The sequence below is a fragment of the Prochlorococcus sp. genome, assembly GCF_965655815.1.
GTDB lineage: Bacteria > Cyanobacteriota > Cyanobacteriia > PCC-6307 > Cyanobiaceae > Prochlorococcus_A > Prochlorococcus_A pastoris.
On the sequence record NZ_CBFHHZ010000001.1, the window covers coordinates 22,115 to 44,971 of the forward strand.

The following is a 22,857-nucleotide window of genomic DNA, read 5'->3' on the forward strand; positions in this document are numbered from 1 at the left end:
TTTAAAATAGCATTCTAGTAACTGAAAATGAGAATAGCCTTTATTCATCAGAGAGAAGTCCTTCCTCTTGTAACCCTTCCAAAGCTGAAGGATCAGGTAATTGATCTTCAGAAAATTGATTTTCAGCATTTGGCCTTGCAAAAGCAGCAAAATTGCTGGATGTAGGATCAATCCCATGTCTATTCCTAGTAGTTTCTAAATCTTCATCACTTGGGTCATCAAGAATAGCAGTAGAACTTACAATCGGTGTTTGCGGCATGTCAACTGTATAGTCTGGCCTTAAATTCTGGGTCCTTCTATACCCACCGGATTCTTCTGCAAGAATATCAGGATGAGGTCCAGCTTCTGAGGCTAATTCTTCAACAAACCCACTAAAACCTGTGCCAGCAGGTATCAGTCTTCCAATAATCACATTCTCTTTTAGACCTCTAAGCCAATCAGATTTACCTTCTATAGCAGCCTCAGTAAGAACTCTTGTGGTTTCTTGGAAAGAGGCTGCTGAAATAAAGCTATCTGTATTTAGTGAAGCTTTAGTTATCCCTAATAGTACTGGAGTAAACTCTGCGGGTGCCCCCCCAGTAATAGACATTGCTTGATTTATATCTTCTACTTGTCTTAACTCTATTAATTCACCAGGAAGAAGGGTGGTATCTCCTGCATCTTCAATACGAACTTTACTTGTCATTTGTCTTACTATGACTTCAATATGTTTATCACTAATTGCTACGCCCTGAGACTTATAAACATTCTGAACCTCGTTTACCATCTTTCTTTGTAATTTTGATATGGATTCTTGCGCAGCTTCCATTAAAGGTTTTTGATCTTTTAAATCTGTAAATAAACAATCTAGTAAATCATGAGGATTAATAGGACCATCAGTTAAGAGTTCTCCACCGGTAACTTGCTGTCCATCACTTACCATAATATTCTGTCCCATTAAAAGTTGATACTCACTAATAGAATCATCTCTCTCAATAACAGATAATGATACTGATTCTTCATCAGTCCCTTCTTTAATTTGCACAACTCCAGATTTCTTGCATAAAGTTGAAGAATCTCTTGGCCTTCTTGCTTCTAATAATTCTTCAATTCGAGGCAAGCCTTGAACAATATCCCCAGTTTTCTGCCTTTCAAAGACTAATAATGCTAAACCATCGCCTCGAAGAACTAAATCTCCATCTTTCACATGCAAAACAGAATCAGGAGAAACCATATAGGGTCTTCCAAGCCTTAAGATCACATATTCGTTAGAAACTTCTTCTATTTCTCCGCATGAAGTAGATTTTACTCCCTTACTAATTGAATCTCCATCGACAACACGATCTCCAGTTTTAACAACTGCTTTATCTTTAATATTAATTTTTATTTTATCTTCGTTTCTTTCAACAATAAGTCTTCTAATTGGTTCACCTTCAACTGAATCTGGTAATTGCAATACCCCTCTCTCTTTACAAAGAATTTGAGTAGTAGCAATTACATCACCAGCTTTAACAAGCTGATTATTGTTTATTTGAAGTTCAGTATGAGTTGAACCATGACTTGAGTCAGAAATTGTATCCCTCCTAACCAAGATAGATTCCAAAATAACTAAATTTAATCTATTGATTGATTTATCACTTTTATCTTGAATTGTCTCTACATCAATTGTCATCTGAGGGGTAGCATCAAAACTTTCAATACTCAAATTAGTTTTAAGTAGTTCTACACCCTCGACAGATTTTATTAATTCACCATCTTTAAAAGAAAGCCTTTGAATAGCTTTCAAAGCTAATGATGGTCCTTTTTCCTGTTTAACATGAGATAATTCAGGTAACTCAGCCTCATTAGGTATGGTGTATTCTTCTACAGTTCTCAAAAGTAAACCCTTACCTTTTGATGTTTCTAATTTTTGAACGAACAGAATTTCGTCATTATCTACTCCATCTATAATTTTTTCGCCTGGATTAACCAACTTTCCTTCTTCAGTAAATCGACTCAATATCTCTTCATCTTCACACTCATGAAAAGAACCATTTCTAACAGTAATTTCACGCAAGATATCATTTTTTTGTGTCACTGTAACTATTCCTGATGTTTGGCTAAATATATCTTTGACAACTTCTGTTCCTGCTTCAATCCATTCCATATCCTCAGTCATGAGTAAGGATATATCTTTATTTATTTCATGTGTCTCTTGAGGAATCCAAAGCAATGTTCCACCTTGACTAACTTCAAAACCATTTTTAGATGATCTTGCTTTTTTAACACTTAAACCAGGTGCATATTTCACCAGCCCGCCAGTTTTTGTTCTGAATCTTTCATCTGCTAAATCAGCAATGACTTCACCACTACTAATTTTACTTCCAGGTGAAGTATTTAGCCTGTAAATAGTTCCATCATTAGACTCTAAATGAAATAGTTCACCTGAATGAGTAGATTCTTCAAGTAATTTAAAATTACTTAATAGCATTGAAGTTGTTACGATCTGAACTTCTCTTGAATCGCCTACTGATTCCCTCAAACGCACTTCTCCACCGAACTCACTAGATTGACTTGCTTCTGCTAAAACAGTTCCTTGTTCTACCTTTGTTTCTGTAGAAACAACAGGTTTAGCATTTGGAGGTAGATTATATACATCTCCAGCTAAGACCCATAACCTTCCTAATCTTTGTGCTTTCAAAGTGATATTACCCTGCCTATCAGTAACTTCCTTTGGTTGAATTACTTTGTCATACCTTACTTCTCCAGCTAAATCGCAAATAACATCTTTAGTAGCTTTTTCAACACTTTTCTTTACAGCTCCTGAGGTGATTTGTGCAACAGTTATATCTGAGTCAATATCTTGACCATCTTCTACAAATAAAAGAGATCCACTTGTTACTTCGATTTTTTGGGCTTTGTTAGTATTACTTCCAGTTGGAATAATCTTTAATAAGAAATCTACTTCAGCTTGTTTAGCCTCAACTCCATGCGGGGTTCTGTATCCTCTGATTTTTGCTTTTGAACCGAATTCAACTTTACCTTTAATTTTAGATCTTACAACTCCACTTTCTGCCGTAGATACACCTCCAGTATGAAAGGTTCTCATAGTCAATTGGGTTCCAGGTTCTCCAATTGATTGCGCAGCAATAATCCCTACAGCCTCTCCTAAATCAACTAAATGATTATGAGCCAAAGCCCATCCATAACATTTTCTACAAACAGAACGGTTAGCCTCACAAGTTAATGGGGATCTAATATTTACTTTTGAGATTAATGATGTCTCTAAAGTCTTAGATAAAGAAGGATCTATCGCAGTATTCTTTGGCACAATTAAATTACCTTCAGAATCTAAGATATCTTCAGCAGAGAGTCTTCCGATAAGCCTTGAACCAAATTTTCCATCTTCAGAATTTATAACTATCGACCGTTCAGTTCCGCAATCTTCCTCTCTTACAATTACATCTTGTGCTACGTCAACCAATCTTCTGGTCAAATAACCTGAGTCGGCAGTTCTTAATGCTGTATCAACTAAACCTTTCCTAGCACCATAAGAAGAAATTACATATTCAGTAACCGTAAGCCCTTCCCTAAAGTTAGTTCTAATGGGTAAATCAATAATCTCTCCTTGAGGATTAGCCATCAATCCCCTCATCCCAACTAGTTGCCTTACCTGAGACATGTTACCTCTAGCCCCAGAATTAGCCATCATCCAAACTGAGTTAAGTGGATCATTTTGATTAAAATTATTCTTAACTGCATCTACTAATCTCTCATTAGTTTCAGTCCACGTATCAATAACCTTGGTATGTCTTTCAACTTCTGTAATTTCTCCAAGTCTATAACATTCTTCAGTAGCCGTAATTTGAGCTTCTGCCTGTCCAATTAAATCTTGCTTAGCTTCAGGAACTTTTAAATCATTTACTGAAATAGAAACAGCTGCTTGTGTAGCATATTTAAATCCTAAATCTTTTAGATTATCAGCCATTGCAGCAGTAACGGCAGTTCCATGGGTTTTATAAGCCCATGAAACTAAATTCTTTAAAGCTTTTTTATCTACTACTTTATTTTTGAATGATGGCGGTGTTTTTGCCAATAAAGGTATCATTGTAATATTATTTTTTTTTGAATTTTTTGTAGTTTTACGTACTCTTGAACTTTTTTTTGGTTTAGATGATGTCATGTTTTTATGAATGAATAGTTAATTTTTTAAGGATTACGTTTTTGAAACAGAATCGATGATCGTATGATTCATAACCACCCTTCCTACTGTTGTTAAAATAAATCTACTTATTAGATTATTTTGAGAATCAAATCTGTCTCTTCTAAAGTTCCAAGTTTCTAACCTTGAACCATCTTCCAGTTCTTTAGATTCTTTGGGTTTATTCGCTTCTTCATCATCATCAACTTCACCATTAAACCTTACCCAGACCCATTCATGTAAGCCAACTCTTTTATCTTCAAAAGCAAAAATAACATCTTCTAATGAAGCATAAGTTTTTTGATTATCACCAAATTTTGGTTTTTTAAAGTTTGGCTGTAGTGCAGTTAGATAATAAGAACCTAAAACCATATCTTGTGAGGGAGTTACAATTGGTTCTCCTGTAGCTGGTGACAGTATATTATTACTGGCTAACATAAGCATACGTGCCTCTGTCTGTGCTTCTAATGCTAAAGGGACATGGACAGCCATTTGATCTCCGTCAAAATCAGCATTAAATGCAGGACATACAAGTGGATGTAGTTGGATCGCTCTACCTCCAACTAATTTAGGTTCAAATGCTTGAATTCCTAACCTATGAAGAGTTGGAGCTCTATTTAAAAGTATTGGGTGACCTTCAATAACTTCTTGGAGTACTTGCATGACTTCATCATCTCCTTTTTGTATTAATTTTTTTGCGGCTTTAATATTATTTACAATATTTTGACGGATTAATCTATGTATCACAAAAGGTTGAAAAAGCTCAATAGCCATTTCTTTAGGGAGTCCGCATTGATGCATCTTTAACTTTGGACCAACAACTATGACAGACCTTCCAGAATAATCAACACGTTTGCCAAGTAAATTCTGTCTAAATCTCCCCTGCTTACCCTCTATTATATCGCTGAGAGATTTTAGAGCTCTATTATTTGCCCCAACAACTGTTCTACCTCTTCTTCCATTATCAATAAGTGCATCAACAGCTTCTTGCAACATTCTTTTTTCATTTCTGACAATGATCTCAGGAGCTAAGATTTCTTGAAGCCTAGCTAACCTATTATTCCTATTTATGACTCTTCTATAAAGATCGTTTAAGTCGGATGTGGCAAACCTACCTCCATCAAGTTGGACCATTGGTCTAAGATCAGGAGGAATAACAGGGATTGCATCTAGTACCATCCATTCTGGCTTTGCGTTAGTTGCCAGGAAATTATCAATTACCCTTATCCTTTTAATTAGTTTTGCTCTTTTTTGACCTTTACTGTTTGTAATTTCTTCTCTAAGTTCTTCAGCAATTTGGTTTAAATCAAGATCCTCAAGTAATTGCTTAAGAGCTTCTGCACCTATACCAACAACTGGTTCATTTTCAATAGTAGAGTCTTCTGCATAAACTTCATCTTCTATTTCTAACCATTCATCCTCAGTAAGGAGTTGCTTATATTTAAGATCTTTATGATCCCCAACATCCAAGACAACATAACAATTAAAGTAAACTATCTGTTCTACATCTCTAAGAGGAATATCTAGCAGAATTGCGACATAACTTGGTATACCCTTTAAATACCAAACATGGGAAACTGGAGCTGCCAGTTTTATATATCCCATTCTATGCCTTCTTACTCTACTTTCAGTTACTTCTACACCACATCTTTCACAGACAATTCCACGATGTCTAACTCTTTTATATTTACCGCAGTGACATTCCCAGTCTTTGGATGGTCCAAATATTTTTTCACAAAAAAGGCCATCCATTTCTGGTTTTAAGGTTCTATAGTTAATCGTCTCTGGTTTAGTAACTTCTCCTACTACTTGCCCATTAGGTAATGTCCTTTGCCCCCAATCCATTATTCTTTGAGGTGACGCAATAGATATCTTGACGTAATCAAAATGATTTTCTGTTCTTAAGTTGCTGTTAGTCATTTTTAGAATATTTAAATTAGAAAGTGTTGATAAAGTATTTAATCTTCTGCATATTCAGAGGTACCTAAAGATTCATAAGTAGGTCTCGAAGGAGTATTTCTTTTTGGATTTACATCTTGCATTAAATCAACCTCCTTACCTTCATCAGTGTAAACACCAATGTCTAGACCTAGGGACTGTAATTCTCTCATTAGGACTTTAAATGATTCAGGAGTTCCTGGTCTAGGTATTGGTTTACCTTTAACTATGGCGTTTAATGCTTCATTTCTTCCTTGCATATCATCTGATTTAACAGTTAACAATTCTTGCAAAGTATAAGCTGCACCGTATGCCTCTAAAGCCCAAACCTCCATTTCTCCAAGTCTCTGTCCACCTTGTTGAGCTTTACCACCCAAAGGTTGCTGAGTAACTAAAGAGTATGGACCTGTTGATCTGGCATGGATCTTATCATCTACTAAGTGAACAAGTTTAAGAAAGTGAGAGTATCCAACAGCTACTGGTTGATCAAAAGGTTCGCCTGTTCTACCATCTTTGAGTAATAACTTTCCAGGATCTTTAGGGTTATAAACCCAATCCTTACCATCTTGCTTTGAAGCTTCCTCTAAAAACGCTTGAACAGTTTGATGTGATTTTTCAGCACCATACATTTCATCAAAAGGCACAACTTTAACTCTGCAATTTAAATTTGATGCTGCCCACCCCATTAACAACTCAAAAACTTGACCTACATTCATTCTACTTGGAACACCAAGAGGATTTAAAACGATATCAACTGGTGTGCCATCAGGTAAATAAGGCATATCTTCTCTAGGTAAAATTCTACTTATTATCCCTTTGTTACCATGTCTCCCAGCCATCTTGTCACCTACCTGAATTTTCCTCCTTTGAGCAACATAAACTCTTACAACCATGTTCGCACCTGGAGGCAGCTCATCGCCTTGCTCCCTTGTGTAAATACGAACATCTAAGACTCTTCCTTTTTCTGTTTTAGGAACTCTAAGAGAATTATCCCTCACATCTCTTGCTTTTTCACCAAATATAGCTCTCAAAAGTTTTTCTTCAGGTGGCTGATCTGATTCTCCCTTAGGGGTAACTTTTCCTACGAGAATATCACCACTTTCTACAAAAGCACCTGTTCTGATAATTCCCATTTCATCAAGATTATTCAAACTTTCTTCTGAAATATTAGGAATTTCTCTAGTTATTTCTTCAGGGCCCAATTTAGTTTGTCTGGCTTCTATTTCATATTTTTCAATATGCACTGAAGTATAGAGGTCATCAGTAACCATCCTTTCACTTACAAGTATTGCATCTTCATAGTTGTAACCTTCCCATGGCATATAAGCAATTAAAACATTCTGTCCTAAAGCTATTTCTCCACCTTCACAAGCTGATCCATCAGCAAGAACTTGACCAGATATAACTTGATCTCCATTTTTCACTATTGGTCTTTGGTTTAAACAAGTATCTTGATTAGATCTCTGGTATTTTTGAAGATAATGAACATGCTCATTACCATCTACATCTTTAACAACTATTTCATTAGCATCAACATAAGAAACGATTCCATTTACTTTTGTAATTGGCACCATCCCAGAGTCTCTAGCAACCTGGGATTCTAATCCTGTGCCGACTAGGGGTCTTTCAGGTCTTAATAATGGAACCGCTTGACGCTGCATATTTGAACCCATTAACGCTCTATTTGCATCATCATGTTCCAAGAAGGGAATAAGAGAAGTGGCTACTGAAATAACTTGAACAGGAGAAAGCTGAACATAATCAACTTGATGAGGCGGAACTTTCTCAAAATCTTGCCGGTACCTTACTGGAATTAAATCTGCAAGGATATTACCACTTTTGTCAGTCGCCACATCGCCAGGAGCAACCCTACATTCATCCTCCAAGTCCGCTGCTAAATAAACAGGATTCCCCTCTTTCATAACCCTACCTTTTTCTACTTCCCAAAAAGGGGTTTCAATAAAACCAAATTCATTAACTCTTGCATGTGTTGCGAGAGAATTTATAAGACCTGCATTTGGGCCTTCGGGAGTTTCAATAGGACATAATCTTCCATAGTGTGATGGATGAATATCTCTAACAGCAAAACCTGCTCTTTCTCGAGTTAGACCGCCAGGTCCTAATGCTGATATTCTTCTTTTATGCGTTAACTCAGCTAATGGATTTGTTTGATCCATAAATTGGCTTAATTGACTGGATCCAAAAAATTCCTTAATAGCTGCTACCAAAGGCTTTGGATTAACTAGCTGAGCAGGTGTAAGAGAATCTGTCTCGCCAACAGTCATCCTTTCTTTGATAATTCTCTCTAATCGGTTAAGGCCAACTCTGACTTGGTTTTGAAGAAGTTCTCCAACGGATCGAACTCTTCTATTACCTAAATGATCAATATCATCTAAACTCGCTCCACCAATATCAAGTTCTAAATTGATAAGATAATCAATTGTCGAAAGAACATCCTCATGTGTAAGGGTTCTGACATCATTTGGAACAGTTAATCTCAATTTTTTATTAATTTTGTATCTACCTACTCTTCCCAAATCGTATCTTTTAGGATCGAAAAATCTACTATGTAGAAGTTGTTGCCCACCAGAAACAGAAGGGGGTTCACCTGGTCGTAATTTTTTATAGAGTTCTAATAAAGCTTGATCTTCTGAATTTATTCCTTCATCATTAGCTGAATCAATTGACTGTTTATAAAACTCAGGATGTCTTAATTTATCAACCACATCATTATCCGAGAGGCCCATAGCTCTCATAAGTACGTGTGCATTAATTTTCCTCGTTTTATCAACTCTTACATAAAGTAGATTATTTTTATCAGTTTCAAATTTTAGCCAAGCTCCTCGATTGGGGATAACGCTAGCATTATAAGTCCTCCTACCATTTTTATCCATTTCATCTTTGAAATAAACCCCTGGACTACGTACTATTTGATTGACTATTACTCTTTCGGCTCCATTAATAATAAAGGTCCCTCTCTCAGTCATTAAAGGTAGTTCACCAATAAAAACTTCTTGTTCTTTGATTTCTCCTGTTTCTTTATTTATTAACCTACATGTTACGTACATTTGCGAAGCAAAAGTTGCATCTCTTCTCTTGGCTTCTTCTACATCATGTCTAGGTCTTTTCAACCTATATTCTTCGCCGATAAAATGTAGTTCTAATTTACCTGTGTAGTCAGTAATTGGAGAAAAGCTTTTTAATTCTTCAATTAAGCCTTTTTCCAGAAACCATTTAAAACTTGCCCTTTGAACTTCAACCAAATCTGGTAGATAAGTTGCTGTTTTAGCTATCTGTAAAGCGCTACTGTTCATCCAAGAAAACCCGCCATTATGTAAGATTTACTAATTACCATAAGTTTGACTTAACTTTTAGAAAAATAATCAAAACTTTTAAAGTGAATTCGAGATTTTAGTCTTGAATTCAACAAATATCAAGATTATTATTAGCTGAAATGATCAAAGATAAAGGTAATAAAACCACACTTCAACCAGCTGTTTACTAATAATTAAGGAAAAAATCCAGTAATTTTTAATATTAACAGGTTATATGTTAATTTATCAAGTCAAATTTAAACAATTCTTCAGCATTCCTAGAAGACTCATCTGCAATATTTTTCAAGTCTGAAGATCTTAAACTGGCTATAGACTTAGCTACACTCTCAACAAAAGCTGGCTCATTTCTTTTCCCTCGATATGGGACAGGGGCTAAAAAGGGAGCATCTGTTTCTATTAAATATCTATCACTCGGAACAATTCTTGCGCATTCATGAATTTCGTATGCTTTTGGGAATGTAACTATCCCACTAAAACTTATATAAAATCCTAGATCTAAAAATTGCCTCATCTCATCTGGAGTGCCACTCCAACAATGCAGAACTCCTTTAGGACATATACCTTGTTTAGATAAATCGTGACATATTTTTATCATCTCATTTGCAGCTTCTCTACAATGGATAATGACGGGCAAGTCAAGTTCGCAGGCTAAGTGCATTTGTGGAACAAGCGCATCAATCTGTTTATTTGTATTATCACTTTTAAAAAAATCTAATCCTAATTCACCAATAGCAACAACTCTTGAATCACCTTGGGCTGCATTTTTCATTATAGATTTAGAATTACATTCCCATTTGTTAGCTTCAAGAGGATGTAAACCAACTGAGTAATACAATTCATCAAATTTTCGAGATATATTTTTCAATTTGGGAATTTCTGATAATTCACAACATGCATGGAGCAATTTTTTTACTCCTATTGAACGCCATCTTGAAACAACTGCCTCAAGATCCTCTTCAAAATTTTCAAATATCAAATGACAATGAGAATCAATTAGTTCAATATTGGTCATTTTTACTTACTTACTTGTAAGAAAATCTTTAACTACTTTGTTGATTTTTGATTTTTTGTTAGCACCGTTATTCTTATGTAGAACATTCTTCTTGACTGCCTTATCGATAAGACTGAAGGCTTCATTTACACTAACAAGAACTAGATTTTTATTATCTGAATTAGGTTCTTGCTTATATTTCTCACAGTTAGCTAATGTTTTTTTTGTTAGCGTTCTTACTGTTGAATTATATGATTTATTAACTAAACGATTTCTCTCAGCAACTTGAATTCTTTTTTTCGCTGATTTGTTATTGGCCACAGAAAATTAGATTAAAATATAGATTTTATTATATCAAATAGATAGACTATTAATCAATAATATATAATTTAGATCAGTGAGTTACATAATTAATTAATTGAATTTAAATTAAGTTTAAGAATATGAAGATTATAAATAATAAACAAAAAGCTCTCCAAGAGTTAAGAAGAATTTCACAAAGAACTACCTCTGGAGACAATAAAAAAATAAATTCAATTGTTGAAAATATTCTTCAAGAGGTGAAATTTCATGGAGATATAGCTGTAGAAAAATATACAAAAAAATTTGATGGATTCTATCCTAAACCAATGCAAGTAAGTACTAGGGATTTAAAAACTGCGTGGGAAGAGACAGATCAGCATTTAAAGCAATCATTAGAAATTGCCTATCAAAGAATAAAAAAATTCCATGAAAAAGAAATCCCTGAATCATTTACTATAAAGGGAGAATATGGTGACTACGTCCAAAGAAGATGGATGCCTGTAAAAAATGCTGGTTTATATATTCCTGGAGGGAGAGCGGCATATCCAAGTACAGTTTTAATGAATGCGATACCTGCAAAAGTAGCTGGAGTTAAAGAAATTTCAATGGTATCCCCTGGAAACAAAAAAGGGGAAATAAATACAACTGTTTTAGCCGCTGCTTACTTATCAGGGGTTGATAAAGTTTTTAGAATTGGTGGAGCTCAGGCAATTGGCGCATTAGCATTTGGCACAAAGCAAATAAATAAAGTTGATGTAATTTCGGGACCTGGAAATATCTATGTAACCACTGCTAAAAAGTTAATTTACGGATTTACTGGAATTGATTCCTTAGCCGGTCCAAGTGAAATTTTAATCATCGCCGATAGAACAGCCAACAGCTCTCAAATAGCATCGGATTTACTAGCACAAGCCGAGCATGACCCATTAGCTTCCTCAATACTGTTGACTACATCAAATGATCAAGCCCAAGAAGTTTTTGATGAAGTCTTTAAGAAAATAGAGCATCACCCCAGAAAAGAAATTTGCATTCAATCAATTAAGAATTGGGGATTAATTGCTATTTGCGAAAATTTAGAATCATGTGTTGAACTAAGTAATGAGTTTGCCCCAGAACATTTAGAAATAGTGACTATTGATCCAAAAACGATCCTCAAGTCTATTGAAAATGCAGGTGCGATATTTTTAGGAAAATGGACACCAGAGGCTGTAGGTGATTATTTAGCTGGGCCAAACCATACTTTACCAACATGTGGGAATGCGAGGTTTAGTGGTTCATTAGGAGTTGAAACTTTCATGAAGAATTCTTCAATAATTGAATTTAATGAAAAAAGTTTAAAAATTAACAGTTTGGATATTATTAATTTGGCAAATAGTGAGGGTTTACATAGTCACGCAAATTCAGTAAAAATTAGATTTGAAGATTAACTTTTCCTAGAAGGTGAAAATAATACTGGAACGTCATCCTCAATTCTACCCACCAAAACCTTATCTACTAAATCAACAAATAATCCATTTTCCAAGACTCCAGGAATATTATTAATACGCATTTCTAAATCTTTTGGATCTTTTATACCAGCATCAAATAAAACATCCAAAATCAAATTACCTTGATCTGTGACAACTGGGCCTGCTTTTTTTGTTGCCATCCTTAAATTAGAAACTCCACTCATTTCTGAAATTATATCCTTCACCTGCTTCCACGCAGAAGGCATAACCTCCACAGGGAGAGGGAAAACTTGGTTTAAATTTTGCACTAACTTTGATTCATCAATAACAATTAATAATTTATTTGCTTTAGATGCAACCAATTTTTCTCGGACATGGCAAGCTCCTCCACCCTTGATGAGTTGAAAGTCAGGATCTACTTCATCCGCTCCATCAATGGCTAAATCAATGTAAGGAACTGAAGCTAAATCAATTAAAGGGATATTGAGTTCTAATGCAAGTACCTCTGATTGAAAGGAAGTTGGAACTCCTTTAATATTTTTTAATTTGCCTGATCTAATTTGTTCAGCAAGACTTTTTATCATAAGTGCAGCTGTTGATCCAGATCCTAAACCCAAGATCATTCCATCTTCTACTTCTTTAATAGCTGCGTCAGCAACTATTTGCTTCATCTGAGTCTGTAAATCCAAAATGTTTTGACCAAGAGTTTATAGATTATTAAATTTCAACAGATGCTTTATGTCAAACCTGGAAGTGCTTCAGGTTTAATATTAACTTTAATTTCTTTATTATCTCTTAAGACATTTAAAAGAAATATTTTTCCAATTTGAGCTTTTTCTACCTCATCTAAAAGAGTTTTAGGCTCTTCTATTAGAATATTTTCAGCAGCAATTACTAGATCACCTCTTCTTAATCCCGCTTTTTCTGCAGGACTATTTGGTATTACAGATTGAATTAAAGCCCCTGACCGCTCTGGCAATTGAACAAGTGAATTAGGATCTTCATTGTGTTCTTTGGCTATTTTAGGATTCAAGGAAATCAATTGTACGCCTAAATAAGGATGAATAACTTCTCCATTTTCTAGTAACTGTTCAGAAACATTTTTAGCCAAATTTATTGGTATTGCGAAACCAAGACCAGCTCCAGGTCCACTTCTTACTAGAGTGTTGATACCAATTACCTGACCATTGGAATTAATAAGTGGGCCTCCTGAATTACCTGGATTAATTGCAGCATCTGTTTGTATAAGATCAAGCCTTTTATCAGAAAAACCGAGAGCATTAATGTCTCTATGAAGACTGCTAACTATCCCAAGAGTTACTGTTTTTTCTAGGCCATAAGGAGTCCCAAGAGCTATTGCCCAATCTCCAACTTCAAGCTCTTCTGAATCTCCTAAGGGTGCATAACTAGAGTCCTGTTGATTATCAATTTTAACTAAGGCTAAATCGGTAATTGAGTCCGTTCCCAACACTTGACCCTCCCGATTAGTTCCATCAGCCAAAGTAACAGATACATTATCAACTCGTTCTACAACATGAGCATTAGTTAGAACTAAACCATCTTTATCAATAATTACACCTGAACCTTGACCTCTCTCTCGGTCGGGAGCCATGCCGGGTTCTCCAAGTAAATCTCTCAATAGTGGATCTAATAAAGTTGGATCAAATTGTTGTCTTTCTACTAATCTTTCAGTATCAATCCTTACGACTGCAGGACCTACCTTTTTGACCGCATCTGAAACAAAATTATGCCCATCAATAAAATCAAGAGCTAAAACTTCAGAAAAAGGGAATAAATATATAAAAAAAGTAATTAGTAAACTTATTTTAAGCAAATAACTAAATTTAGTTTTTAGAAATCTCATTACCTTTAAAAACATCAAGAATATTCAGAATTTAATTGAATAAAATTCCTAGTGTTGTTTTTTTGTTAACATCCATAAAATACACATTACAAAAACTTATTTTCAAAAAAACTTTTTGATATGTGAAAATAATCAATTATTAAAACAAAAACTTAAAATAAATTGGATAAGGAATGTAAAAGCAACTTAGAAAGTCTTCTTCAAGGAGTCGCTAAAGAATTTAACCTAAAGATTCATAGTTTAGATATACTGACAAATCAAAATCCTATTATTATAAAAATTATTATTTGCAAAACTAACAACGATGATATTACTTTAGATGACTGTTCAAGATTCAATAACCCTGCTATTAGTGTGATTGAGAATTCAAATCTTTTAAATTGTTCATATGTTTTAGAAATTAGTAGTCAAGGTGTCAGTGATGAATTAACCTCAGAAAGAGACTTCAAAACTTTTAAAGGTTTTCCAGTTAATGTTGAGTTAAACCAAAAAAATTCTCAAATAAAATTTTTGAACGGTTTACTTTATGAAAAGTCTAAAGATTATTTAGCCATTAACATTAAAGGTAAGATTAAAAAAATTCCCTTTAATGAAGTATTAAAGGTTAGTCTTTGCACTTTTAAAGACTAATTAATTATCAACTCTTATTCATTTTACCCATCATAGATGGCATTAGTAATTCTCCCAGGTTTAAACAATCTTATTGAAGACATAAGTGAGGAAAAAAAATTACCTCCTCACGTTGTGGAATTAGCTTTACGTGAAGCTTTACTTAAAGGCTACGAAAAATACCGAAAAACTTTCTACATTGGAGTGAAAGAAGATCCATTTGATGAAGAATATTTTAGTAATTTTGATGTAGGATTCGATCTAGACGAAGAGGGTTATCGAATTTTATCGAGTAAAATTATTGTTGAAAATGTTGAAAGCGAAGATCATCAAATATCTCTTCAAGAAGTTAAACAAGTTGCTGATGATGCTCAAATAGGCGATACCGTCGTTTTAGATGTCACTCCCGAAAAAGAGGATTTTGGTAGAATGGCTGCCTCGACAACTAAGCAAGTATTGGCTCAAAAGTTGAGAGACCAACAAAGGAAAATGATTCAGGAAGAATTCGCAGATTTGGAAGATCCTGTTTTAACTGCAAGAGTTATTAGATTTGAGAGACAGTCAGTAATTATGGGGGTTAGCTCAGGGATCGGGAGACCAGAAGTAGAAGCAGAACTTCCTAAAAGGGATCAATTACCTAATGACAATTATAGAGCTAACGCTACATTCAAAGTTTTTCTTAAAGAAGTTAGCGAAGTAGCGAGAAAAGGTCCTCAACTTTTTGTAAGTAGAGCTAATGCTGGTCTAGTGGTTTATTTATTCGAAAATGAAGTCCCAGAAATTCAAGAAGGCACAGTCAAAATTGTTGCTGTTTCGAGAGAAGCAAATCCTCCTTCAAGAGCTGTTGGGCCAAGGACTAAAGTTGCCGTAGATAGTATTGAAAGAGAAGTTGATCCAGTCGGAGCTTGCATTGGAGCTAGAGGAGCAAGAATTCAACAAGTAGTTAATGAATTACGGGGAGAAAAAATAGATGTTATAAAGTGGTCATCTGACCCTATTCAGTACATACTAAATTCTTTGAGTCCAGCTAAAGTTGATCTTGTCAGACTTGTTGATCCAGAAGGACAACATGCTCATGTTTTAGTTCCCCCTGATCAATTAAGTCTTGCCATAGGAAGAGAAGGTCAAAATGTTCGTCTTGCTGCTAGGTTAACAGGCTGGAAAATAGACGTTAAAAACTCCCATGAATATGATCAGGAGACTGAAGACTCTGCAGTAGCAGAATTAATTGTTCAAAGGGAGGAAGAAGAGAATCTTCAAAGAGAAGCTGAACAGAGATTGGAGGCTGAGCAAGCAGAAAGAGCTGCAGAAGATAAAAGACTAAGGGAACTTTACCCTTTACCTGAAGATGATGAAGAATATGGAGATGAACTATACGAAGAAGAAACTCGTTCAGAAAACGACCAAACAGAAAACTTGAAACAAGAGGAACTATTGTCTAAAGAGGAGAACACACGGTGATACAGAAATCTCCTGTTATGCGTAAGTGCATTTCTTGCAGGACAACTTTTGATAGAAATAATCTTTTGAAGATTACTAATGATCATAAGTTAGGAATAATGCTTAACCAAGGTATGGGTCGTTCTGCTTACATTTGTAAGTCAAAAAAGTGTTACACAGATTCTAAACTTAAAAAAAAGCTTCAAAAAGCTTTAAAAGGCATTTTAAATCCTGAATTTATTGATATTTTTGAAAGGGAAATTGCAAACTATAAATAACTATCCCAAAAGGGCATATAATTAAAATTACATTCTTCCAAAATTTCTTAAAAAGAGTAACATTCAGATTAAATGACTATCAGCGATAAAATCAGAGTTTATGAACTTTCCAGAGATCTAAAACTGGAAAATAAAGATATATTGGACGCTGCTCAAAAACTTTCAATATCAGTCAAAAGTCACAGCAGTTCAATAAGTTTAGAAGATGCGAAAAAAATTAAAAATCTTATAAATAACAAAAATTCAAGTAAAAAAATTCTTTCTGTAAGTAAATCTGAAATTAAAGCAAAAAATGAAAACCCAAAAAATAATAAAAATTTTTCTAATCCCTCTCATCCAGAAAAGTTGTCAAAAGAAGGTTTAAATAAAAAACCCCTTTTAATAAAGCCTACTAATAAAGTAGAGAATTCATTAGTAAGCTCAAATAAAAAAAATCTAAATAATATTAAAAATCCAAATCCCCCTACTATTGTCTCTAACCTCAAATCTCAAGCGCTTTCAAAAACTCAAAATAAAACTAATACTTCAGTAATAACAACTCCCAATCTAAAAGACAAAAAAGATCCAAGTGCTCTACAAGACAAAAAGCCTTTAAAAAACTCTTCAGGATCTCCCGCAAAAACTACTGCAAGACCGCCTATTCAACTAATTGAAAAACCAAAAAATTTGGCAAATTCCAATAGGAATATAAACGCAAACAAAATAAATAACTCAGTTAATCAAAGGGCTCAATCATTAAATAGAGCTGATAATAATAAATTAAGTAGAGCTGATAATAATAATTTTCCTAAAAAGAACTTAAATAGTCCTAACGTAAAAAGTACTCCTGAACTAGTAGGTGCCCCGATTAGAAGGGAAGATCCTAAAATTAATACAAACAGGCCAAACTCTAATAGCAGGCAACCCTCATCTAATACACAAATTTCTGCAAATAGGCCAGGGGGGCAGAATAGGCAGGGTGTTCCAAATAGAGAGGGCGGTGGCCCCTATAGACAGGGATCTCCTAATAGGCCAGGAACTCCTTATAGACAAGGTGCTTCTGGGATTAGAAAGCCAGTAGCACCCAATGAACTGATGCAGTTACAGAAAACCAATGCATCAAATAAAGAAAAACCTAATATTTCTAATGTAAACAAACAAAAAATCGAAGGGGCCAATCAGAAGGCAAAAGCACCTAATAGTCGTTTAAATACATCTCCTTCTCCTACGGCCAAGAAACCACCTCATAGATCATTTGCAAGCAACTCTAAGAAGCCTGGCAGAACAGATTGGGACGATAGTGCCAAGCTGGAAGCATTAAGAAATAAAAATCCACAGAAACAAAGACAAAAAGTTCATATTATTGGCGAAAATGATGATTCATTAACCTCTGAGACTAGCGGTTACTCAGGAGAAAAGGTTTCAATACTATCAGCAAGTTTGGCTCGTCCAAAAAAAGAAAAGTCTGAAGAGATCAAATCACAAAAACCCTCAAAACAATTCAAGAAAAAGAAAAAAGAGACTACTAGGCAAAGACAAAAGAGAAGAGCTATGGAATTAAGAGCTGCGAAAGATGCGAAACAAGTAAGACCTGAAATGATAATAATACCTGAAGATAATTTAACAGTACAAGAATTAGCCGATAAGCTTAGTCTTGAAAGTTCTGAAATAATCAAATCTCTTTTCTTTAAAGGTATTACGGCTACAGTGACTCAATCACTTGACTTAGCAACCATTGAAACAGTGGCTGAGGAATTTGGGGTCCCTGTTTTACAAGATGATGTTCAAGAGGCTGCAAAGAAAACAGTAGACATGATTGAAACCGATGATATTGAAAGTCTCATCAAAAGACCTCCAGTCATTACAGTTATGGGACATGTCGATCATGGTAAAACAAGTCTTTTAGATTCCATAAGAGAATCCAGAGTAGCCTCTGGAGAAGCAGGTGGAATAACTCAACATATCGGAGCTTATCAAGTTGAATTTGAGCACGAATCAAAAAAGAAAAAGCTAACTTTTCTTGATACTCCAGGTCATGAAGCATTTACGGCCATGCGTGCAAGAGGTACAAAAGTTACTGACGTAGCGGTACTTGTTGTAGCTGCTGATGATGGTTGCAGACCTCAAACACTTGAAGCTATTAGTCACGCAAGAGCAGCGAAAGTACCAATAGTTGTAGCTATAAATAAAATTGATAAAGAAGGTGCTTCTCCAGATAGAGTTAAACAGGAATTATCAGAAAAAGATCTAATTGCCGAAGATTGGGGTGGGGATGTAGTTATGGTGCCAGTCAGTGCAATCAAAAAACAAAATATTGATAAATTACTCGAAATGATCCTTTTGGTTTCTGAAGTTGAAGATCTCCAAGCAAACCCAGAAAGATTAGCTAAAGGGACAGTAATTGAAGCCCATTTAGATAAAGCCAAAGGTCCTGTTGCAACTTTATTAGTACAAAATGGCACATTAAAAGCTGGTGATGTTTTAGCAGCAGGTTCAGTCCTTGGGAAAATTAGAGCCATGGTCGACGAACATGGTAATAGAATTAAAGAGGCTGGGCCTTCATGTCCAGTGGAAGCTCTTGGATTTAGCGAAGTCCCAACAGCTGGTGATGAATTTGAAGTTTATCCTGATGAGAAATCTGCTAGAGCAATTGTTGGGGATAGAGCGACTGATGCAAGAGCAACAAAATTAGCCCAGCAAATGGCATCAAGAAGGGTAAGCTTATCGTCTTTATCTACTCAAGCAAATGATGGAGAACTTAAAGAACTAAATCTAATTCTAAAAGCAGATGTCCAGGGTAGTGTAGAAGCTATATTAGGTTCATTAGAACAATTACCAAAGAATGAGGTTCAAGTGAGAGTCCTACTCTCCGCACCTGGTGAAATAACTGAGACTGACATAGATCTTGCTGCTGCCTCTGGCTCAGTAATAATAGGCTTCAACACATCATTAGCCTCTGGAGCCAAAAGAGCGGCCGACGCAAATGATGTTGACATACGAGAGTATGAAGTCATTTATAAACTTCTAGAAGATATTCAATCTGCTATGGAAGGATTACTTGAACCTGATTTGGTTGAGGAATCTTTAGGTCAAGCTGAAGTAAGAGCAACATTTGCGGTTGGGAAAGGAGCAATTGCTGGATGCTACATACAAAGTGGAAAGCTTCAAAGAAATTGTTCTTTAAGAGTACTTAGATCCGATAAAGTAATATTTGAAGGTAATTTAGATTCTCTGAAAAGATCGAAAGATGATGTAAAAGAGGTTAATACTGGTTTCGAATGTGGAGTTGGATGTGATAAATTCTCAACTTGGAGTGAAGGAGATATCATTTCGGCATTCAAATTTGTAACAAAAAAAAGGACTCTAAATAAATAAAAACTTAATCTTCCTTATTTCTATCGAAGAAAAATAAGATAGGAAATAATGCACAAGCTCCTAGTTGTATTAAAAGATTATTTTGCTGTATTTCATTTCCTCCAGCAATTTTAGAAACCATTATTAGAAGACCTAAAAAAGCAGAACCAGAGAAGGCAATCCATAATATTCTCCTTAAACCTTTGAATGGAGCTTGAGTCTCCTTTAGTAACTTTTTTTTTAATTCAGGGTCAATTTTTGACATTAATTCTTTAAAATATAAAGTTAAGTCTATATGAAAAAACTAAAATTTAATATCGCCGACATAGTCGGTGGAACAGAAACTGTTTCGTAAACATTAGGTAATTTGTTCAATTCAAATTATCGGTATTTATCTAAAATAAGACAAACTTTTATATGTGGAAAATTAATTTCAAATTGATTTTAAAATTATTTATATTTTTTCCATTAATTTTCTACTTTGGTAAAAGAAGTTACTTAGCTTATGATGAGGGATTTTATGCTTTACAGGCCAGATGGATATTGGAAAAAGGAAATTGGACAATTCCATTATGGTGGGGAGATTTTAATTTAGATAGAACAATAGGTATACAATTTCTAATTGCCAAATCACAAGAAATATTTGGGGAAAATTTATTCGCAGCCTATTTACCAACAACTATTTCATCAATAGTGATGTTAATAATAACCTATAAATTACATGAAGAATTAATAGGTAAAAAGTTTGCAATCGCATCACCACTTATTCTTTCAACAACTTTTTTGTGGTTTGATTATTCTCACTTAGCTACTCAAGATTTAATATACAGTTGTTTAGTGACTATTGGAATATTTTCCATTGTAAAAACAAACAGTAAAAAAGAATTAGTTTACATATCTCTTTTTGGAATTTGGATAGGTTTAGCTTTTATGATGAAGACTTTTCTAGTAGCGGTACCAATTACATCATTATTACCCTATCTGATTAAAAAAAAATATATTTTTACTTCAAAATATTTTTGGCTTGGATTAATAATTGGTTTTACTCCATTCATTGTATGGTCAACATCTATAAATACATTTCTTGATAAAAATATTATTTTTCACCTTTTAGATAAATTTAATAATTTATCTAAAGAAAATACTTTTACAAATCCTTTTTACTATTATTTGTGGAACATACCAGTAACTTTTCTTCCATGGAGCATATTTTCCATTATTGGATTAGTTCATGGTTTAAAAAGCAAAAATTCACAAGGTTTTATTTTATTTTACTTCCCCTTAATTCTAATAATTTTGATAAGTAGTTTTTCTACAAAAACGCCATACTATCCTTTACAAATCTCTTCTTTACTATCCTTAAATGCATTTATAGGTATCAAGTATTTAATAGAAGAAAAAAGATTTAAATTTCTATTTATTTTTATATCGTCAAGAGTAATTCCATTATTTGTAGTAACGATAGTTTTTATATATTTCCTCTTTTTCAAAGCTACGATAAATTTTAATCTCAGAGAAAATACATTTTTAATAAGTGGATTAATACTATTCGCATTGGCTTGGAGTTTTATCAAAAAAAGTCAAAACCCCTCAAAAATGATTTCTATATTAATTATTGGACCCTATTTAATGACATCCTGTTTTTTGCAATCAGGTCTTTTTACAGACCGATCAAGAGAAATAAGAGAAACTATGGAGATTATCTCTTCTTTGAAAACAATCAATAATCGAATAATTAAAGTTGATAAAAGCAGCATTATAAATGCTTCAACACACTCAAAAATTATTAGAATTGCTCTCTTAACGCCTAATTTAGGCGAAGGGATCGATAACATCAAAAGTTTAAAATCCTCAGACCTTGCTTGGTCTATCTTTCCAAAAGAAGATCAAAAAAAAGATACCTCCATTAAGATTATTTATGAAAATGAAGTTATATTTCCTTGGAAATTAATCAAAAAAATCTAATAGGTTAATATTAATCATGGTTAAAGTTTCAAAAAATGAAATCAGTAAAAACTTGGAATTTAACGAACAATAAACTCCACCAATTATTTAAAGATGATAAAGAATTTATTTCACTTAAAGTAAGAGGTAATACTTGGGAACCAATTACAAGATGGCTTAGATTAGATTCCAGAATATTTAGGGGAACAACAAATACAGCAAGAATTACGTTATGTGATATTGAATCATTAGCAGAAATCTATAATTACAGATCTATCAGATGGAAAGCAAAAAAATTAACTCCAATACAAACCAAATTAGTTCCCCATTCTATAAAAAATACTTTGCGAAAGTTACCAATAATTAAGAACCTTGCATTTGAAATAGAAATCACATTTTATAAATATTATGAAACTTTAAATGATCATATGATTTCAATACTTATCCCTGCAAGAAATGAAGAAGGTAATAGAGAACTTTTAATCAAAGCCTTAAATAAATTTAAAAAAATACCAAATAAAATCGAAATAATATTTGTAGAGGGAAATAGTAAAGATAATACTTTTCAAATGTTGGAAGATCTTACTAAAGACTTCTCAAAAAACTTTAAAATGTCTCTTTTAAAACAAACTTCGAAGGGAAAGAAAAACGCAGTTGTTGAAGGATTTAATATATCAACTGGGGATACTCTAGCAATTATTGATTCTGACTTAACCGTAGATATTGACGATAGTATTAGTGCCATAATGGAATCCACAAAAAATGAAAATATACTAATAAATTGCTCTAGGACAACTTTCCCAATGGAAAAAGATGCCATGAGATGGGCGAATTATATTGGCAATAGATGTTTTGCAATATTTTTATCAATTTTAATTAACAAGCCTATATCTGATTCGCTTTGTGGAACAAAAGTTTTCTCAAGGAAGTTTTTTAATTTGATGAAAAAAAATGGTAGTTGGGAATCAAAGTCAGATCCTTTTGGCGATTTTACAATAATCTTTGAAGCGGCCAATAATAATATTAAAATCTTAAATTACCCTGTCAGATATTATGCAAGGCGGTCTGGAGCACCAAATATATCACGATGGATAGATGGTATTAAACTTCTAAATGTTTGTTGGAAATATATGATTTCAGACATCTAACTGAAAATAGAGTTAAATTTTTTCAGGATTAAATTTAAAAAAATCACCGAAAGGGTAATAAAATAGT

General features: G+C 34.0%; 15 protein-coding genes. 7 read left to right on the forward strand and 8 right to left on the reverse strand.

Annotation, left to right across the window (positions count from 1 at the left end; translation table 11 throughout):
• Nucleotides 1-40: 40 nt before the first annotated feature.
• From ACTF45_RS00135 to rpsT, 5 genes are all read right to left on the reverse strand, one after another.
• Nucleotides 41-4,141, reverse strand: coding sequence for a DNA-directed RNA polymerase subunit beta' (locus ACTF45_RS00135; RefSeq protein WP_438949141.1), 4,101 nt, complete (start codon nucleotides 4,139-4,141; stop codon nucleotides 41-43).
• A 33-nt stretch (nucleotides 4,142-4,174) separates the two neighbouring features.
• Complete coding sequence (locus ACTF45_RS00140) at nucleotides 4,175-6,079, reverse strand: DNA-directed RNA polymerase subunit gamma (RefSeq protein ID WP_288347691.1); 1,905 nt, start codon at nucleotides 6,077-6,079, stop codon at nucleotides 4,175-4,177.
• 38 nt (nucleotides 6,080-6,117) lie between these two features.
• Entirely contained in the window at nucleotides 6,118-9,411 is a 3,294-nt protein-coding gene (gene rpoB / locus ACTF45_RS00145) for a DNA-directed RNA polymerase subunit beta (RefSeq protein WP_438949142.1), read from the reverse strand.
• 238 nt (nucleotides 9,412-9,649) lie between these two features.
• Nucleotides 9,650-10,444 carry a TatD family hydrolase gene (locus ACTF45_RS00150; protein WP_438949143.1) on the reverse strand — a complete coding sequence of 265 codons (795 nt, stop codon included), beginning with the start codon at nucleotides 10,442-10,444 and terminating at the stop codon, nucleotides 9,650-9,652.
• 6 nt (nucleotides 10,445-10,450) lie between these two features.
• Nucleotides 10,451-10,744: a 30S ribosomal protein S20 gene (gene rpsT, locus ACTF45_RS00155; RefSeq protein ID WP_438949144.1), complete on the reverse strand. Its 294-nt coding sequence runs from the start codon at nucleotides 10,742-10,744 to the stop codon at nucleotides 10,451-10,453.
• Nucleotides 10,745-10,866: 122 nt separating this feature from the next.
• Between rpsT and hisD the strand changes: the two genes are divergently transcribed.
• Nucleotides 10,867-12,153, forward strand: coding sequence for a histidinol dehydrogenase (hisD, locus tag ACTF45_RS00160; protein WP_438949145.1), 1,287 nt, complete (start codon nucleotides 10,867-10,869; stop codon nucleotides 12,151-12,153).
• Here hisD and rpiA read toward each other — a convergent pair.
• Complete coding sequence (rpiA, locus tag ACTF45_RS00165) at nucleotides 12,150-12,845, reverse strand: ribose-5-phosphate isomerase RpiA (protein WP_288347702.1); 696 nt, start codon at nucleotides 12,843-12,845, stop codon at nucleotides 12,150-12,152. The two genes, hisD and rpiA, sit on opposite strands and share 4 nt — an antisense overlap.
• A gap of 65 nt (nucleotides 12,846-12,910) precedes the next feature.
• On the reverse strand, nucleotides 12,911-14,038 hold the full coding sequence (locus ACTF45_RS00170) for a trypsin-like peptidase domain-containing protein (protein ID WP_288347696.1): 1,128 nt from the start codon (nucleotides 14,036-14,038) through the stop codon (nucleotides 12,911-12,913).
• A 162-nt stretch (nucleotides 14,039-14,200) separates the two neighbouring features.
• Between ACTF45_RS00170 and rimP the strand changes: the two genes are divergently transcribed.
• The 4 genes from rimP to infB all read left to right on the forward strand — a co-directional run bounded on the left by rimP (nucleotide 14,201) and on the right by infB (nucleotide 19,719).
• The gene (gene rimP / locus ACTF45_RS00175) at nucleotides 14,201-14,668 is read left to right on the forward strand and encodes a ribosome maturation factor RimP (RefSeq protein ID WP_288347697.1); all 468 of its coding nucleotides are present in this window, start codon (nucleotides 14,201-14,203) and stop codon (nucleotides 14,666-14,668) included.
• Between the two features lie 36 nt (nucleotides 14,669-14,704).
• Nucleotides 14,705-16,108 carry a transcription termination factor NusA gene (nusA, locus tag ACTF45_RS00180; RefSeq protein ID WP_288347699.1) on the forward strand — a complete coding sequence of 468 codons (1,404 nt, stop codon included), beginning with the start codon at nucleotides 14,705-14,707 and terminating at the stop codon, nucleotides 16,106-16,108.
• A 17-nt stretch (nucleotides 16,109-16,125) separates the two neighbouring features.
• On the forward strand, nucleotides 16,126-16,365 hold the full coding sequence (locus tag ACTF45_RS00185) for a YlxR family protein (RefSeq protein WP_438949146.1): 240 nt from the start codon (nucleotides 16,126-16,128) through the stop codon (nucleotides 16,363-16,365).
• A 72-nt stretch (nucleotides 16,366-16,437) separates the two neighbouring features.
• Entirely contained in the window at nucleotides 16,438-19,719 is a 3,282-nt protein-coding gene (gene infB / locus ACTF45_RS00190; RefSeq protein ID WP_438949147.1) for a translation initiation factor IF-2, read from the forward strand.
• Nucleotides 19,720-19,723: 4 nt separating this feature from the next.
• Here the strand turns inward: infB and ACTF45_RS00195 are convergent, their stop codons facing one another.
• Nucleotides 19,724-19,963: a DUF3493 domain-containing protein gene (locus ACTF45_RS00195; protein ID WP_288348076.1), complete on the reverse strand. Its 240-nt coding sequence runs from the start codon at nucleotides 19,961-19,963 to the stop codon at nucleotides 19,724-19,726.
• A 173-nt stretch (nucleotides 19,964-20,136) separates the two neighbouring features.
• Between ACTF45_RS00195 and ACTF45_RS00200 the strand changes: the two genes are divergently transcribed.
• Together ACTF45_RS00200 and ACTF45_RS00205 are read left to right on the forward strand one after the other, a co-directional pair.
• Nucleotides 20,137-21,663, forward strand: a complete 1,527-nt coding sequence (locus ACTF45_RS00200) for an ArnT family glycosyltransferase (protein WP_288348075.1) — start codon at nucleotides 20,137-20,139, stop codon at nucleotides 21,661-21,663.
• 35 nt (nucleotides 21,664-21,698) lie between these two features.
• The gene (locus ACTF45_RS00205; protein WP_438949148.1) at nucleotides 21,699-22,790 is read left to right on the forward strand and encodes a glycosyltransferase family 2 protein; all 1,092 of its coding nucleotides are present in this window, start codon (nucleotides 21,699-21,701) and stop codon (nucleotides 22,788-22,790) included.
• Nucleotides 22,791-22,857: the final 67 nt, after the last annotated feature.